Annotated in this window: 13 protein-coding genes; 11 read left to right on the forward strand and 2 right to left on the reverse strand. The window is 61.0% G+C overall.

Annotated elements, in window-relative coordinates:
• Positions 1-7: 7 nt before the first annotated feature.
• The 3 genes from ABVN19_RS23295 to ABVN19_RS23305 all read left to right on the forward strand — a co-directional run bounded on the left by ABVN19_RS23295 (position 8) and on the right by ABVN19_RS23305 (position 2,675).
• The gene (locus ABVN19_RS23295) at positions 8-253 is read left to right on the forward strand and encodes a GlsB/YeaQ/YmgE family stress response membrane protein (protein WP_028942497.1); all 246 of its coding nucleotides are present in this window, start codon (positions 8-10) and stop codon (positions 251-253) included.
• Between the two features lie 44 nt (positions 254-297).
• A complete protein-coding gene (locus ABVN19_RS23300; protein WP_028942496.1) occupies positions 298-831 on the forward strand; it encodes a DUF3299 domain-containing protein in 534 nt (177 codons plus the stop codon).
• An 86-nt stretch (positions 832-917) separates the two neighbouring features.
• Entirely contained in the window at positions 918-2,675 is a 1,758-nt protein-coding gene (locus ABVN19_RS23305; protein ID WP_105641149.1) for a S8/S53 family peptidase, read from the forward strand.
• A 10-nt stretch (positions 2,676-2,685) separates the two neighbouring features.
• Here ABVN19_RS23305 and ABVN19_RS23310 read toward each other — a convergent pair whose 3' ends face one another.
• Both ABVN19_RS23310 and ABVN19_RS23315 read right to left on the reverse strand, forming a co-directional pair.
• On the reverse strand, positions 2,686-3,582 hold the full coding sequence (locus ABVN19_RS23310; RefSeq protein ID WP_028942494.1) for a D-hexose-6-phosphate mutarotase: 897 nt from the start codon (positions 3,580-3,582) through the stop codon (positions 2,686-2,688).
• 72 nt (positions 3,583-3,654) lie between these two features.
• Positions 3,655-4,056, reverse strand: a complete 402-nt coding sequence (locus ABVN19_RS23315; protein WP_009402429.1) for an acyl-CoA thioesterase — start codon at positions 4,054-4,056, stop codon at positions 3,655-3,657.
• Between the two features lie 366 nt (positions 4,057-4,422).
• On the opposite strand from ABVN19_RS23315, the gene ABVN19_RS23320 reads away from it, so the two are divergent.
• The 8 genes from ABVN19_RS23320 (at position 4,423) to ABVN19_RS23355 (ending at position 14,911) form a co-directional block, all read left to right on the forward strand.
• Positions 4,423-5,718 carry an MFS transporter gene (locus tag ABVN19_RS23320; RefSeq protein ID WP_177431027.1) on the forward strand — a complete coding sequence of 432 codons (1,296 nt, stop codon included), beginning with the start codon at positions 4,423-4,425 and terminating at the stop codon, positions 5,716-5,718.
• A 162-nt stretch (positions 5,719-5,880) separates the two neighbouring features.
• Entirely contained in the window at positions 5,881-6,882 is a 1,002-nt protein-coding gene (locus ABVN19_RS23325) for a phosphate ABC transporter substrate-binding protein PstS (RefSeq protein ID WP_028942492.1), read from the forward strand.
• Between the two features lie 138 nt (positions 6,883-7,020).
• Positions 7,021-9,309, forward strand: a complete 2,289-nt coding sequence (locus ABVN19_RS23330; protein WP_028942491.1) for an ABC transporter permease subunit — start codon at positions 7,021-7,023, stop codon at positions 9,307-9,309.
• A 17-nt stretch (positions 9,310-9,326) separates the two neighbouring features.
• On the forward strand, positions 9,327-10,997 hold the full coding sequence (gene pstA, locus ABVN19_RS23335) for a phosphate ABC transporter permease PstA (RefSeq protein ID WP_028942490.1): 1,671 nt from the start codon (positions 9,327-9,329) through the stop codon (positions 10,995-10,997).
• Between the two features lie 97 nt (positions 10,998-11,094).
• On the forward strand, positions 11,095-11,928 hold the full coding sequence (pstB, locus tag ABVN19_RS23340) for a phosphate ABC transporter ATP-binding protein PstB (protein WP_105641050.1): 834 nt from the start codon (positions 11,095-11,097) through the stop codon (positions 11,926-11,928).
• A gap of 119 nt (positions 11,929-12,047) precedes the next feature.
• Positions 12,048-12,806: a phosphate signaling complex protein PhoU gene (phoU, locus tag ABVN19_RS23345; protein ID WP_028942488.1), complete on the forward strand. Its 759-nt coding sequence runs from the start codon at positions 12,048-12,050 to the stop codon at positions 12,804-12,806.
• A 164-nt stretch (positions 12,807-12,970) separates the two neighbouring features.
• Positions 12,971-13,861 (forward strand): response regulator, encoded by an 891-nt coding sequence (locus tag ABVN19_RS23350; RefSeq protein WP_028942487.1) that lies wholly within the window; start codon positions 12,971-12,973, stop codon positions 13,859-13,861.
• Between the two features lie 153 nt (positions 13,862-14,014).
• Positions 14,015-14,911, forward strand: coding sequence for a peptidoglycan DD-metalloendopeptidase family protein (locus ABVN19_RS23355; RefSeq protein WP_105641049.1), 897 nt, complete (start codon positions 14,015-14,017; stop codon positions 14,909-14,911).

The raw sequence follows: 14,911 nt of genomic DNA on the forward strand, positions 1-14,911 counted from the left end.
GATTGCCATGGGTATCATCGGAACCATCTTCATCGGCCTGATCGTCGGTCTGCTGGCACGCTTCATCAAGCCTGGCGACGACAGCATGGGCTGGATCATGACCATTCTCCTCGGCATTGCCGGTTCGCTTGCCGCGACTTACGGCGGCCAGGCGCTCGGTATCTACCAGGCAGGCGAAGGCGCAGGCTTCCTGGGCGCGCTGGTGGGCGCGGTCGTGCTTCTGGTGATCTACGGCATGGTCAAAAAGAACTGACGGCAGGCTAGAATGCTCGGCACTTTTCGTTGCCGAGCATTTTTATGCGCCGTGTCTTACTGGTTTCACTGCTGCTGATCAGCAGCCTTGCCCATGCCGAGCTGCCGGAAACCGACTGGCTGGAGCTGATGCCCAAGTCGGACCAGAAAGCCCTGGAGCTGATGCCCGAGATCGACCACAGCTCTCCCGAAGCCATGGGCACCTTCACCGAGAAGGGTGGCATGAAGCAGAGCAAAGGCCTGCCGGCGGTGATGTATTCGACCAAGACTGTGCCAGCGATGAACGGCAAGCAGATTCGTCTGGGCGGGTATCCGGTGCCGCTGGAAAGCGACGCCAAGGGCAACAGCACCTTGTTCTTCCTGGTGCCTTATCCGGGCGCTTGCATTCACGTACCGCCACCGCCGCCCAACCAGTTGGTGCTGGTGCGATATCCCCGTGGCGTGAAGCTGGACGATATCTACACACCGCTGTGGGTAAGCGGCACGCTGAAAATCGAGAAAGTCAGCAATGATCTTGCCGATGCGGCCTACGCACTGGATGCGGGGAAGGTAAAGGCGGTGGAAGAGGGCGACCTCTAGTTTTCAGCGCCCCTGCGCTAGCGCTGAACGTTGGTGGGTGGTGGCAGTCGGATGTTCAAGTGATTGCCACCGAGCGCACCGCCAACATGAAAGGCAGTATTTTATTGCTGGCCTGGTTAGGCCTGATGCCGTCGCTGACCCTTGCCGAAGGGCCGGCCCCGCGAATTACCGAGTTGCAGCGCTGTGGGGACCTGCTGGCACAGGTCCCACAGCAATGGTGTCTTCAGGTTGAGGGGCTGGACAGTCAGCCTCCGGTCCTCTGGCTAGGCGGCCAACCGCTCCCCCACCATGCTTTCAAGCGCCAAGGGCGGACGCTGACCCTGCAGTTGGACCCCGGCCAGTATCGCAGTGCACCGCTGTGGCTGGAGGCTCAGGGCCTGCAAAGCAATGCGGTATGGCTTTCAACGGGCAGCAGTCATGTACTCGCTGCCGGGCCTGGTGAAGTGGCCAAGAACATGGACGGCCTTACCACGTATGTCGATCTTGTCAGCCTGTTGATCGAGGAGCGCCACGACGGGCTCGAACAAGCCAGGAGAATTGCCCGTAAATACGATGCTCAGGTGGTCGGCGCGATCGCGCCGCTCAATGTCTACCAGTTGCGCCTGCCGGTGGACGACCTCATTCAGCGTGATGCCATGGTATTGCGCATGGGAAGCGAAGCCAGTGTCGATGCGGTGATCATCGAAGAGTCAGCTCCGGAGCGGGGTAAAGAATCATCGGGTACGGGTGAAGCGTCATCCAGTTGGCAAGATGAATGGGCCGCCAATCGATATTTGGATGCGGTGTATTACTACCAGCGCCGGATTCCAGCCAAACGGCAACAGATCAAGGTGCAGCCTGTTCGGGTAGGTGTCATCGAGCGCAACCTGGATTTCGATGCGGTGGATTTCGCCGCGTATCGAGGTGACTGCCGGGCAAGTCCAGGGCGCCTTTGCCTGTTTGCCCGGGATGCACACAAGGCCGACAGCCACGGTTCCACTGTGGCCGGCATACTTGCAGCAGACTGGCAAGCGCAGGGTAATAGCGGCTTTCTTCAGGGGCTTGGCCCGGCGAGCCCGGGTTTTGAAGTGATTGTCGAACGAAACTCCGATGCTGGAATCACCGCCAACATTGCCGCCTCGGTCAACCTGGTAGAAGACGGTGTGCGTGTATTGAACTGGAGCTGGGGAGTTCACCGGGTCGGGGCACGCAACATCGAAGGGGATGAAGTCGATTCGCTGTTGCGGTCGGGGCTGGCCATGAGTGGCTATGAAGAACTCCTGGAAGAGTTTTTTCTCTGGTTGCGGGCCAAGCATCCTGACGTGATCGTTATCAACTCGGCGGGCAATGGCGCCTCGCGATCCGGAACCGACGAGTATCGCTTGCCTTCTTCGTTCGTGACCGAGCAATTGCTGGTGGTGGGTGGTCATCAGCGCAATCGATCAGCGCAGGTACTGCGCGCCCCGGATTACGTAGTCAAGCGCGGCAGCTCGAATATCGATATGCGCGTGGATATCAGTGCCGCAGCCTGTGTTCGCGCATCGCCCGCCATTGCCGGAGATGTCGGGACCGTACAGTGTGGCACCTCGTACGCTACACCCCTGGTAACGGCTACGGTGGCGGCGATGCTGTCGATCAATCCCGGCCTGACCCCGGAGCAATTACGCATGCTGTTGCGGCGAAGCGCGATGCCTTTGGGTCAGCAGCAGGATTTTGAAGCGACGGATGGTGAAGACCTCACTGCACCGATCCTGCCATCGGAGCGCGATGGCAAGATGAACGATGAGGATCTTGGGCGATCGGCGCGGCTGGATATGCAAAAGGCTTTGGAACTGGCGGTGCAAAGCCTTGTGCGGGTACGTTGACGCTCCTGCCCTAGAGCGTTTCGCTGTCGATGGCCAGGCTCAGGGAATGGCTTGCCCCGGGTTGGAGGGTAACCAGGTCATCCCACACATTGGCCGTCTCGATACACAACATGCGCTGCCAGCCATCGTCAGCCATGTCCGCCAGCTCTGCTGCGCGGTCGGTCCACGGGTTCCAGATAACCGCTGAACGTGATCCGCTGCTGGTCAGGCGAATACGTCGGTTCCAATCCGGGTCGACGATGCTGAGCTGTTCCGGCGCCTGCAGGTAAATGCGGTCGGTCTCGCTCGCAAAGCCCAACGCGCCTTGTTGTGTGCGTTGCTGCCAGTTTTCCAGGGTCTCGATATAGCCCAGGCCTTCTACGCCTTCCACCTGAACCTTGCGCACATCGCTGACGGCGAAGTAGCTGTGCAGTGCCTGGCTGATGGTGACGGGGATGTTGTCGAGGTTGTAGCTGGTGAGGGTGACGGTCAACTGCTCCCCCATGACGATGCTCAGCGTGAGCTCGACCGTGTGTGGCCAGCCGGGGAGATCCCCCAGGGTGTCGGGCAGAGTGAAGTCGACCCGCACCGCATTGCCGATATCAGTGATGCCTTGCAATTGCCAGTCGCGACCGCGCACCAATCCATGGGCGGGCGCTTCGCTGCCGTGGTACATGGCCTGTACGGCCTGCGGATTGCGGCTCAGATTGCCGAACCAGGGCCAGCACACCGGAACCCCGGCGCGCACGGATTTGCCCTGCTTGAAAATGGCCTGTTCGCTCAACCACAACAAAGGGGGTTCGCCGAGCCGCTGGTAGCTCAACACCTGGGCGCCCTGCTGGGCGACCAGCAGTTCGGCGCTGTCAGTGGTGATGCGCCAGCAATTGAGCTCGCCGTGTTGTTCGGATTCGACCTTGGGTGTGGACATGCGCTTGATCTCTTGGGTTTGCCGTACGGTCTTGGACCGCTTGCATACCCTCGAGTTTACCGCGCAGCCGACTCAGCGACGAGGAGGAACCGAACGGGTGCGCCCACTGCCGTCGATGGCTACGAAGACAAACACAGCCTCGGTGACTTTGCGCCATTCGCTGGACAGCGGGTCGTCGCTCCACACTTCGACCATCATCTGGATCGAGCTGCGGCCGATTTCCAGGGTCTGGGTATAGAAGGACAACTGTGCGCCAACGGCCACGGGTACCAGAAAGGCCATGCGGTCGATTGCGACCGTAGCCACCCGGCCCCCGGCGACGCGACTGGCCATTGCGGTGCCGGCCAGGTCCATCTGGGCAACCAGCCAGCCGCCGAATATATCGCCGAAACCATTGGTTTCACGCGGTAATGCTGTGATCTGCAAGGCCAGGTCGCCTTGCGGGATGGGATCTTCTTGTTCGAGTTCAATCATGCCGGGGGTGCCTCTGACCCGTGACGCTTCGTTGGTTGGCGCTAATGCAGACGCCTAGAAAAACGATTCAGCACAACCATACTACGCTGCTTTCGCTTTGCCAGGCGGCGAAGGGAAACTCTGCGAAACCGACTAAGCATACCTAGCGGCGTTTTCGCACAACATCCTCCAGTAGACGCAACCTTTTGATACAAGCGGCCAGTATATAGAGCAGAAAGCGCAGCGACGACCATGCATTTATGAATACTTGTATTGAATTTGTGCGCACTGTGCTTTTTCTTGCAATTTGCTATCGTTCGGGGCCCACCAGGCCCCAAACCCGCGCGGCAAGCGGCCTGCAGTACCAATCAGCGATACCAATAAGAGATACCTATGACCTCCGTGCCCGGCAGTATCGCGCAGCCTTCGAGGCCGCTCACCCGCAGTGACTACAAGACCCTGTCGCTTTCCGCCCTGGGCGGAGCGCTGGAGTTCTACGACTTCATCATTTTCGTGTTCTTCGCCACGGTCGTCGGGAAGCTGTTCTTCCCTGCGGATATGCCCGAATGGCTGCGCCTGATGCAAACGTTTGGGATTTTCGCCGCCGGCTACTTGGCGCGTCCACTGGGCGGCATCGTCATGGCGCACTTTGGCGACTTGCTGGGGCGCAAGAAGATGTTCACCTTGAGCATCTTCATGATGGCCGTGCCGACGCTGATCATGGGCTTGCTGCCGACCTACGCGCAGATCGGCATGTGGGCGCCGATCCTGCTGTTGCTGATGAGGGTGATCCAGGGCGCGGCCATCGGTGGTGAAGTGCCGGGCGCCTGGGTATTCGTGTCCGAGCACGTACCCTCGCGCAATATCGGGTACGCCTGCGGCACCCTGACGGCAGGGCTGACGTCCGGAATTCTGCTCGGCTCGCTGGTCGCCACTGCGATCAACAGCATCTATACACCAGAAGAGCTGGCCGACTATGCCTGGCGGATCCCGTTCCTGCTGGGTGGCGTGTTCGGGCTGTTCGCGGTGTATCTGCGTCGCTGGTTGCATGAAACCCCGGTGTTCGCCGAACTGCAGGCACGCAAGGCCTTGGCCGAGGAAGTGCCATTGCGGGCGGTGCTGCGCGACCACCGTGGCGCCATTGTCTTGTCGATGCTGCTGACCTGGCTGCTGTCGGCCGGGATCATCGTGGTCATTCTGATGACTCCGACGGTGCTGCAGACGGTTTATGGCATTGCACCCACCGTGGCCCTGCAAGCCAACAGCCTGGCCATCGTGCTGTTGAGCCTGGGTTGCATCGTGGCCGGGATGCTGGCCGATCGCTTCGGCGCAGGGCGCGTGTTCGTGGTCGGGAGCCTGGCACTGTTGGCCAGCTCCTGGGGCTTCTATCACAGCCTGGTCGACCACCCCGAATGGCTGTTCCCGCTCTATGCCCTCACCGGCCTGTTTGTCGGCATCGTCGGCGCGGTGCCTTATGTAATGGTTCATGCTTTCCCCGCCGTCGTGCGTTTCAGCGGGTTGTCCTTTTCCTACAACCTGGCCTACGCCATTTTCGGCGGCCTGACCCCAATGGTGGTCACCTACCTGCTCAAGTTCAGCCCGATGGGACCAGCCTATTACGTGGCCGGTATCTGCACCATTGGTCTGCTGGTCGGCCTCTATCTGTTGGCCAAGAAACGCTGAATCCCTTCCCGTTCCCACCTCGCAACATCTTGAAAAGGCCATCACCGACATTCGGTGATGGCCTTTCATCTAATTGTCACATTCGGTTCATAGAGTGTTCATACGGCCTGCAGATACTTGGGCCCGATCCATCTCACCCCCAATTCCTGCTAGGAGTAAGGCATGAAACTGAAGCGTTTGATGGCGGCCCTGACTTTCGTCGCCGCTGGCGTTGCCACCGCCAATGCGGTTGCCGCTGTTGACCCTGCTATTCCGACCTACACCAAGACCACCGGTGTGTCGGGCAACCTCTCCAGCGTCGGTTCCGATACCCTGGCGAACCTCATGACTCTGTGGGCTGAGGCCTACAAGAAGGAATACCCGAACGTAAACATCCAGATTCAGGCTGCCGGCTCCTCCACCGCGCCACCCGCGTTGACCGAAGGCACCGCCAACCTCGGCCCGATGAGCCGCAAGATGAAGGACGTCGAGCTGCAGGCGTTCGAGCAGAAGTACGGCTACAAGCCAACCGCCATTCCGGTTGCCGTCGACGCCCTGGCCGTTTTCGTACACAAAGACAACCCGATCAAGGGCCTGACCATGGCTCAGGTCGATGCGATTTTCTCCTCCACTCGCCTGTGTGGTGCCAAGGCCGGCGTCAAGACCTGGGCTGACCTGGGCGTGACGGGCGACCTGGCCAACAAGCCGGTCCAGCTGTTCGGTCGCAACTCGGTATCCGGCACCTACGGTTACTTCAAAGAAGAAGCCCTGTGCAAAGGCGACTTCAAGCCCAACGTCAACGAGCAACCTGGTTCGGCTTCGGTCGTACAGTCGATCAGCAGCTCGCTGAACGGCATCGGCTACTCGGGCATCGGCTACAAGACCGCCAGCGTCAAGACTGTGCCATTGGCCAAGAAAGAGGGTGGCGCCTTCGTTGAAGACAACGAAGCCAACGCCCTGAACGGCACCTACCCGCTGTCGCGCTTCCTCTATGTCTACGTCAACAAGGCGCCGAACAAGCCTCTGGCCCCGCTGGAAGCCGAGTTCGTCAAGCTGGTCCTGTCCCAGGCTGGCCAGCAAGTTGTCGTGAAGGACGGCTACATTCCACTGCCGGCCAAAGTCGCTGAAAAAGCCCTGGCCGACCTGGGCCTGAGCCACGCCAATAAAGGCGTCGCGAAGAACTGAGTGTGAGACAGGTGGGGTCTGGAAATGACCAGTCTCCACCGCAAATTGCGAGTCCGCTGCCAGGACCACTGAGCGGCGGGCTTTTTTGCGTCACTTCATTGTCATGTTTTTGTAATACGGGACCGCTAGGGTGTGCGCATGAATGATCTGGCCAACTCCACCATGACCCAAAATTCTCCCCCCGTGCGGATTGATTTCAATACGCCCGAACTGCAACGCAAGCGTCGCCTGCGTGCGCTCAAGGATCGCCTGACCCGCTGGTATGTACTGGTGGGCGGGCTTGCCGTGCTGGCGGCGATCACCTTGATTTTCTTCTACCTGGCCTACGTGGTCGTGCCGCTGTTCCAGGGCGCTACCCTGACCAGCAAGAAGGCGCTGGAACCGACCTGGCTGAGCCAGGACGCCGGCAAGCCGCTGATGATTGCCCTGGAAGAGCAGAACCTCGTGGGCATGCGTGTGTCCGACAAGGGCCAGGCATTGTTCTTCGACACCAAGACCGGTGCCGAACTCAAGCGCGTCGACCTGCCAGTGCCGGCCGGCACCCAGGTGACCTCGATCGGTAATGACCAGCCGGGCAATCCACTGGTGGTATTGGGGCTGTCCAACGGCCAGGCGCTGGCGTTTAGCCATAGCTACAAGATCACCTACCCGGACAACAAGAAGACCATCAGCCCTGGCATTGATTACCCCTATGGCCAGGAGCCCTTCGTGCTCGATGAGCAGGGCCGTGCCCTGGAGCATGTCAGCCTCAACGTGAATGGCGACACCTTGGTGGTAGCCGGCTCTACCGGCGCACACCTGCAGGTGGTCTCGCTGACCCGCGAGGAGAACATGATGACCGGTGAGGTCACCAGCGAGCAGAGCCGTATCGATCTGCCGCAGATGACCGAGTCGGTGAAGTCGATCTTCATCGATCCGCGCCAGCAGTGGTTGTACGTCATCAATGGCCGGGCCCAGGCGGATGTCTTCAGCCTGCGCGAAAAAAGCCTCAACGGTCGCTACAAATTGCTCGACAACGGCGATGCCGAAGTTACCGCAAGTGCCCAGCTGGTCGGTGGTATCTCGCTGATCATCGGTGATTCCAAAGGTGGCCTGGCCCAATGGTTCATGGCCCGTGACCCGGACGGCGAGCAGCGCTTCAAGCGCATCCGCGACTTCCAGATGGGCAAGGCGCCCATCGTGCAGATCGATGCCGAAGAGCGTCGCAAAGGCTTCATTGCCCTGGATGCTGCCGGCGAGCTCGGCGTGTTCCACAGCACCGCCCACCGTACCTTGCTGGTCGAGCCGGTTGCGGAAGGTGCAGGCGTGCTGGCGCTGTCGCCACGTGCCAACCGCATCATCATCGAAGAGGGCGGCAAGCTGCTGCCACTGACCCTGAAGAACCCGCACCCGGAAGTGTCCTGGAGCGCGCTGTGGAGCAAGGTCTGGTACGAGAACTACGACGAGCCTAAATACGTCTGGCAGTCGACCGCCTCGAACACCGACTTCGAGCCCAAGCTCAGCCTTTCGCCGCTGACCTTCGGCACCCTGAAGGCCGCGTTCTACGCGATGATCCTTGCCGCGCCGCTGGCCATTGCCGCGGCCATCTACACCGCCTACTTCATGGCCCCGGGCATGCGCCGCAAGGTCAAGCCGGTGATCGAGCTGATGGAAGCGATGCCAACGGTCATCCTCGGCTTCTTCGCCGGTCTGTTCCTGGCACCGTACCTGGAAGGGCACTTGCCGGGTGTGTTCAGCCTGTTCCTGCTGATGCCGATCGGCATCCTGGTCGCCGGCTTCACCTGGAGCCGCCTGCCCGAGTCGCTGCGCCTGCGGGTGCCCGATGGCTGGGAAGCGGCCATCTTGATTCCGGTGATCCTGTTCACCGGCTGGTTCGCCCTGTACATGAGCCCGTTCCTTGAAACCTGGTTCTTCGGCGGTGACATGCGCCTGTGGATCACCAATGACCTGGGCATCACCTACGACCAGCGCAACGCCCTGGTAGTCGGTATCGCGATGGGCTTCGCAGTCATCCCGAACATCTACTCGATTGCCGAAGACGCCGTGTTCAGCGTACCGCGCAGCCTGACCCTGGGCTCCCTGGCACTGGGCGCGACCCCATGGCAGACGCTGACCCGCGTGGTCATCCTGACCGCCAGCCCGGGTATCTTCTCGGCGCTGATGATCGGTATGGGCCGTGCGGTGGGCGAAACCATGATCGTGCTGATGGCCACCGGTAACACCCCGGTCATGGAGCTGAACCTGTTTGAAGGTATGCGCACCCTGGCAGCCAACGTTGCCGTGGAGATGCCGGAGTCGGAAGTCGGTGGCAGTCATTACCGCGTGCTGTTCCTCGCCGCGTTGGTGCTGCTGATGTTCACCTTCGTGATGAACACCTTGGCCGAGCTGATTCGCCAGCGTCTGCGCAAGAAATACTCGTCGCTTTGATAGAAAGGTAGAGATCCGTGAAAAAGGATTCCCTCAAAAGCTGGTTCAAGAGCGGCGCCCCTGGCGTCTGGATCAGCGGTGGCGCGGTCGCCATCGCGGTGATCATGACCATTGGTCTGCTCTCTGTGATCGCTGTGCGTGGCCTGAGCCACTTCTGGCCGGCCGATTTGGTTCAGGCCAACTACACCGTGCCAGGGCAAGCCAGCCACGTAGTGGTCGGCGAGGTGGTACAGAAGGAAGAAGTACCGCGTGTGCGTCTCAAGGGGGCCGGCTTGCCGGTGCCTGATGAAGGCCCGGAGTTCATGACCCGTGAGCTGATCAAGGTCGGTAACCGTGACTTGAACGGCAGCGACTTCACCTGGGTGGTCGGCGAATGGCTGACCGAGCAGCAGACGCCGGTCGACCTGATCGCTCTGGAGCGTCGCGAGTGGGGCAACTTCTACGGCCGCCTGGTCAGCGTCAAGGAAGATGGCAAGGTCGTCGCCGAAGGCAATGCCGCCTGGGCCGAGCTGCAGGCGCGCCTCAAGCGTGCCGACAAGCTCGCCGGTGAGCTGCAGAAGCTCGAGAAGAAAGACATCGGTGCCATCAACTATGGCCTCGAGCGCCTGCGCCTGCAGACCCGCAAGCTGGAACTCAATGGCAAGCTGGATGCGGCCGCCCAGGCCGACATCGAAGCTGAGCGCGCCGAGCTGAACAACCGCTACAAGGCCATCGAAGAACGCCTGGGCAGCCTGCATCAGGACTTCGGGCGTGACAGCCTGGTGGCCAAGGACGGCAATGGCCGTGAAGTGGAGATCAACCTGAGCAAGGTGGTCCACGCCTACCAGCCGAACGCCATGGGTACTTTCACCAAGCTGGGCGTGTACTTCGCCAAGGTCTGGGAGTTCCTGAGCGACGATCCGCGTGAGGCGAACACTGAAGGTGGTATCTTCCCGGCCATCTTCGGTACGGTGATGATGACCCTGATCATGGCCGTGATCGTCACCCCGTTCGGCGTACTGGCGGCGGTGTACCTGCGTGAATATGCACGCCAGGGCCCGGTGACCCGCCTGATCCGTATCGCGGTGAACAACCTCGCCGGTGTTCCGGCGATCGTCTACGGCGTATTCGGCCTGGGCTTCTTCGTCTATGTACTGGGTGGCTCGCTCGACCGCTTGTTCTTCCCCGAGGCATTGCCCGCGCCAACCCTGGGTACTCCCGGCCTGCTCTGGGCTTCGTTGACCCTGGCACTGCTGGCGGTACCGGTAGTGATCGTGGCTACCGAAGAGGGCCTGGCACGTATTCCACGCACTGTCCGGGAAGGCTCGCTGGCACTGGGCGCGACCAAGGCCGAGACCTTGTGGAAGATCGTGCTGCCGATGGCCAGTCCGGCCATGATGACCGGCATGATCCTCGCCGTGGCCCGCGCCGCCGGTGAAGTGGCGCCGCTGATGCTGGTGGGTGTGGTGAAACTGGCGCCGTCGCTGCCGGTTGACGGCAACTACCCGTACCTGCACCTGGACCAGAAGATCATGCACCTGGGCTTCCACATCTACGACGTCGGCTTCCAGAGCCCCAACGTAGAGGCTGCGCGGCCGCTGGTATACGCCACCGCATTGCTGCTGGTACTGGTGATCGCCACCTTGAACCTGTCGGCGGTATGGATGCGTAACCACCTGCGCGAGAAGTACAAGGCGCTGGACAGCTGACTGAACGTTATTCGCCACAAGCGGCAAGCTGGACGCCGCTTTTGCACACACTTGCAGCGTGCGGCTTGAAGCCTGCAGCTACAAACGGAGTGAAATCATGCAACATGAATCCCACGCCCACGGTATCGACATGTCGGCCCTGGGCCGCGACAAGCAGAGCCTGCGTCTGGCTGAAGAAACCGTTGCCATCGAAGTGCCTGGCCTGAGCCTGTACTACGGCGACAAGCAAGCCCTGTTCGACGTCAGCATGAACATCCCCAAGCAGCGCGTGACTGCCTTCATCGGCCCGTCCGGCTGCGGCAAGTCGACCTTGCTGCGTACCTTCAACCGTATGAACGACCTGGTTGACGGTTGCCGTGTAGAAGGCGCGATCAACCTGTACGGCAACAACATCTACCGCAAGGGCGAAGATGTGGCCGAGCTGCGTCGCCGCGTTGGCATGGTGTTCCAGAAGCCCAACCCGTTCCCCAAGACAATCTACGAGAACGTGGTGTATGGCTTGCGTATCCAGGGCATCAACAAGAAGCGCGTGCTCGACGAAGCCGTTGAGTGGGCGCTCAAGGGCGCGGCACTGTGGGATGAGGTCAAGGACCGCCTGCACGAGTCGGCACTGGGCCTGTCCGGTGGTCAGCAGCAGCGTCTGGTGATTGCCCGTACCATCGCCGTGGAGCCGGAAGTCCTGCTGCTCGACGAGCCGTGCTCGGCACTGGACCCGATCTCGACCCTGAAGGTCGAAGAGTTGATCTACGAGCTCAAGTCCAAGTACACCATCGTCATCGTTACCCACAACATGCAGCAAGCGGCCCGGGTTTCGGACTACACCGCGTTCATGTACATGGGCAAACTGGTCGAGTTTGGTGATACCGACACCCTGTTCACCAACCCGGCGAAGAAGCAGACCGAAGACTACATTACCGGTCGCTACGGCTAGGGCCGAGCGACAGCTTCACGCTGCACGCTACACGCGGCAAGAAGACGGCGGTGCCTGGCATAACACGTATGACTTGAAGCTTGCGGCTTGAAGCCAGCGGCTTTTTCGCGGAGCGAAAGATGATTGATAAAGACAGCCTTACCCACCACATCTCCCAGCAGTTCAACGCCGAGCTCGAGGAGGTTCGCAGCCACCTTCTGGCGATGGGCGGCCTGGTCGAGAAACAGGTCAATGACGCGGTCACCGCACTGATCGATGCCGACTCGGGCCTGGCCCAGCAGGTGCGTGAAGTCGACGACCAGATCAACCAGATGGAGCGCAACATCGACGAAGAATGCGTGCGCATTCTGGCCCGTCGTCAACCGGCCGCCTCCGACCTGCGTCTGATCATCAGCATCTCCAAGTCGGTGATCGACCTTGAGCGCATCGGTGACGAGTCGACCAAGATCGCTCGCCGTGCCATCCAGCTGTGCGAAGAAGGTGAGTCGCCGCGTGGCTACGTCGAAGTGCGTCATATCGGCGATCAGGTGCGCAACATGGTCCGCGATGCCCTGGATGCATTCGCCCGTTTCGACGCCGACCTGGCGCTGTCGGTGGCCCAGTACGACAAGACCATCGACCGCGAATACAAGACCGCCCTGCGTGAGCTGGTCACCTACATGATGGAAGACCCGCGTTCGATCTCTCGGGTGCTGAGCGTCATCTGGGCCTTGCGTTCGCTGGAACGTATCGGCGACCACGCGCGCAATATTTCGGAGTTGGTGATCTACCTGGTACGCGGTACCGACGTGCGTCACCTGGGCCTCAAACGCATGAAAGAAGAGGTCGAGGGCGGCAGTGAAAAGGCTAATGTTCCGGCCGAAGCTGACGATAAGTAAGACTGCCCCGTACAAGAACGCCCGGCCCTGGCCGGGCGTTTTCGTTTGTGGGGTGAGTACTTCAAAGGCAGCCGCGAACGGAATCACGCGTCCCGGTGCACGCCAATGTTTGGCAAATGGCCATTAGTCAGCGTTATGCTGGTCGGGATGCGATAGGAGTGGCGATGAGTAAAGTCAGTGTGTTGGTGGTCGATGATGCGCCGTTCATTCGCGACCTGGTGAAAAAGTGCCTGCGCAACCATTTTCCGGGCGTGGTCATCGAAGATGCCATCAATGGCCGCAAGGCGCAGACCCTGCTGTCGCGCCAGGCTTTTGACCTGGTGCTGTGCGACTGGGAAATGCCGGAAATGTCGGGCCTTGAACTGCTGACCTGGTGCCGCGAGCAAGACGCGATGAAGGCCATGCCATTCATCATGGTGACCAGCCGTGGCGACAAGGAAAATGTGGTGCAGGCAATCCAGGCCGGTGTTTCAGACTTTGTCGGCAAGCCCTTCACCAACGAACAACTGCTGAGCAAAGTGAAAAAGGCCCTGACCAAGGTGGGCAAGCTGGACGCCCTGATGGCCAGCGCGCCGACCCGGGCCGGTTCGGCCTTTGCCAATGACTCGCTCAATGCCTTGACGGGAGGGCGCGCCGAAGCGGTCAAACCCACGCCAGCAGCGGCACCTGCGGCAGCTGCCAAGCCCTTGATCGATGCGCCCAGGCCCGTTGCGCCCGCTGGCCGTGGCCAGGGCCAGTTGCGCCTGCCAGGCGGCGTACAGCCGTGCGTGATCAAGGCCCTGAGCCTCAAGGAAGCGCTATTGGTGGTGCGTCGAGGCGAGACCCTGCCACAAGTACTTGAAGGCGCCGTGCTCGACCTCGAGCAGGGCGAGAACGCTGAAGTGGCCCGGCTCAACGGCTACCTGCACGCCGTCGCGGCGCTGGAGCCCAAGCCTGACAGCGATTGGCTGCAACTGACCTTCAAATTCGTCGACCAGGATGCCCAGAAGCTCGACTACCTCTCGCGGCTGATTGCCCGGGGTACGGCGCAGAAGCACTTCGTGCCGGGTGCCTGATCACGGCCAAGCCCGCTCCGTGGGAGTGGGCTTGGCCCGCGATCAGCATTACCATTCGTCCCCTGGTACAACGCCGAAACACCCCCGCCAGGCCCACGCGAAAATCTGCTGCTAGGCTTCGACAGATCACCAACTGTCAAAAAGCCACTACCGATGCCCGTACGCACTTTGCTGTTCTGCGCCTTGCTCGCGGCTTGCGGCCCGGCGTTGGCCATGACCCTCTACAAACACACCGATCCGTTCGGCGTGGTCTCCTATTCCGACAGCCCCATGCCCGGCGGCAGACCGTTTGTTTTTCGTGATCGGATGGTTGAGCAGCTGGAGCGTCAGGTTCATCTGCAGGCCAGCCAGTTTGTGGGTGGTGTGCGTTTCACTGCGCGCAATGACACCTATGCCCCGGTCGAGGTAGAACTGCGCCTGGAGCGCTTGAGCAACGTCCAGGGCGGTGCATCACGGATTGTCCGGCGGGTGCTGCCGCCCCGCACCACAGTGCCGCTGACGGTGCTCAGTGCGCGCCTGCCGGGCAAGCCGGTGGGCTATCAGGAGAAGTTCAAGTATGCCCTGGGCAACCCCGCCCAGCGCCAGCAGGCATTCCGTTACCCGTTGCCGTGGCGCGGTGGGCCGTTCCGGCTGACGCAAGGCGCCAATGGACGCTATAGCCATTTTGGACCAAAGGGGCGTTACGCCATGGACATCGCCATGCCCGAAGGCACGCCGATCATTGCCGCAAGGGCCGGGGTGGTGATCAAGACCGAGAACAACCAGAGCGGACGCGGGACGAACCCGGCGGGGAATTTTGTGCGGATCCTTCATGACGACGGCACCATGGGCGTGTACCTGCACCTGATGCGCGGTTCGGTGGTGGTGAGTGAGGGGCAACGGGTGACGTACGGTACGGCGTTGGCCAAGTCCGGCAATACTGGCAACAGCACCGGCCCGCACCTGCATTTTGTGGTGCAGCGCAACGTCGGGCTGGCCCTGGAGTCGATCCCCTACCAGTTCAACCAGCCGGTCGGTGGGTTGCCGAACTTCACCGCCGGCAACCCTTAA

It is taken from the genome of Pseudomonas vranovensis, from assembly GCF_040438935.1.
Taxonomy (GTDB): domain Bacteria; phylum Pseudomonadota; class Gammaproteobacteria; order Pseudomonadales; family Pseudomonadaceae; genus Aquipseudomonas; species Aquipseudomonas vranovensis.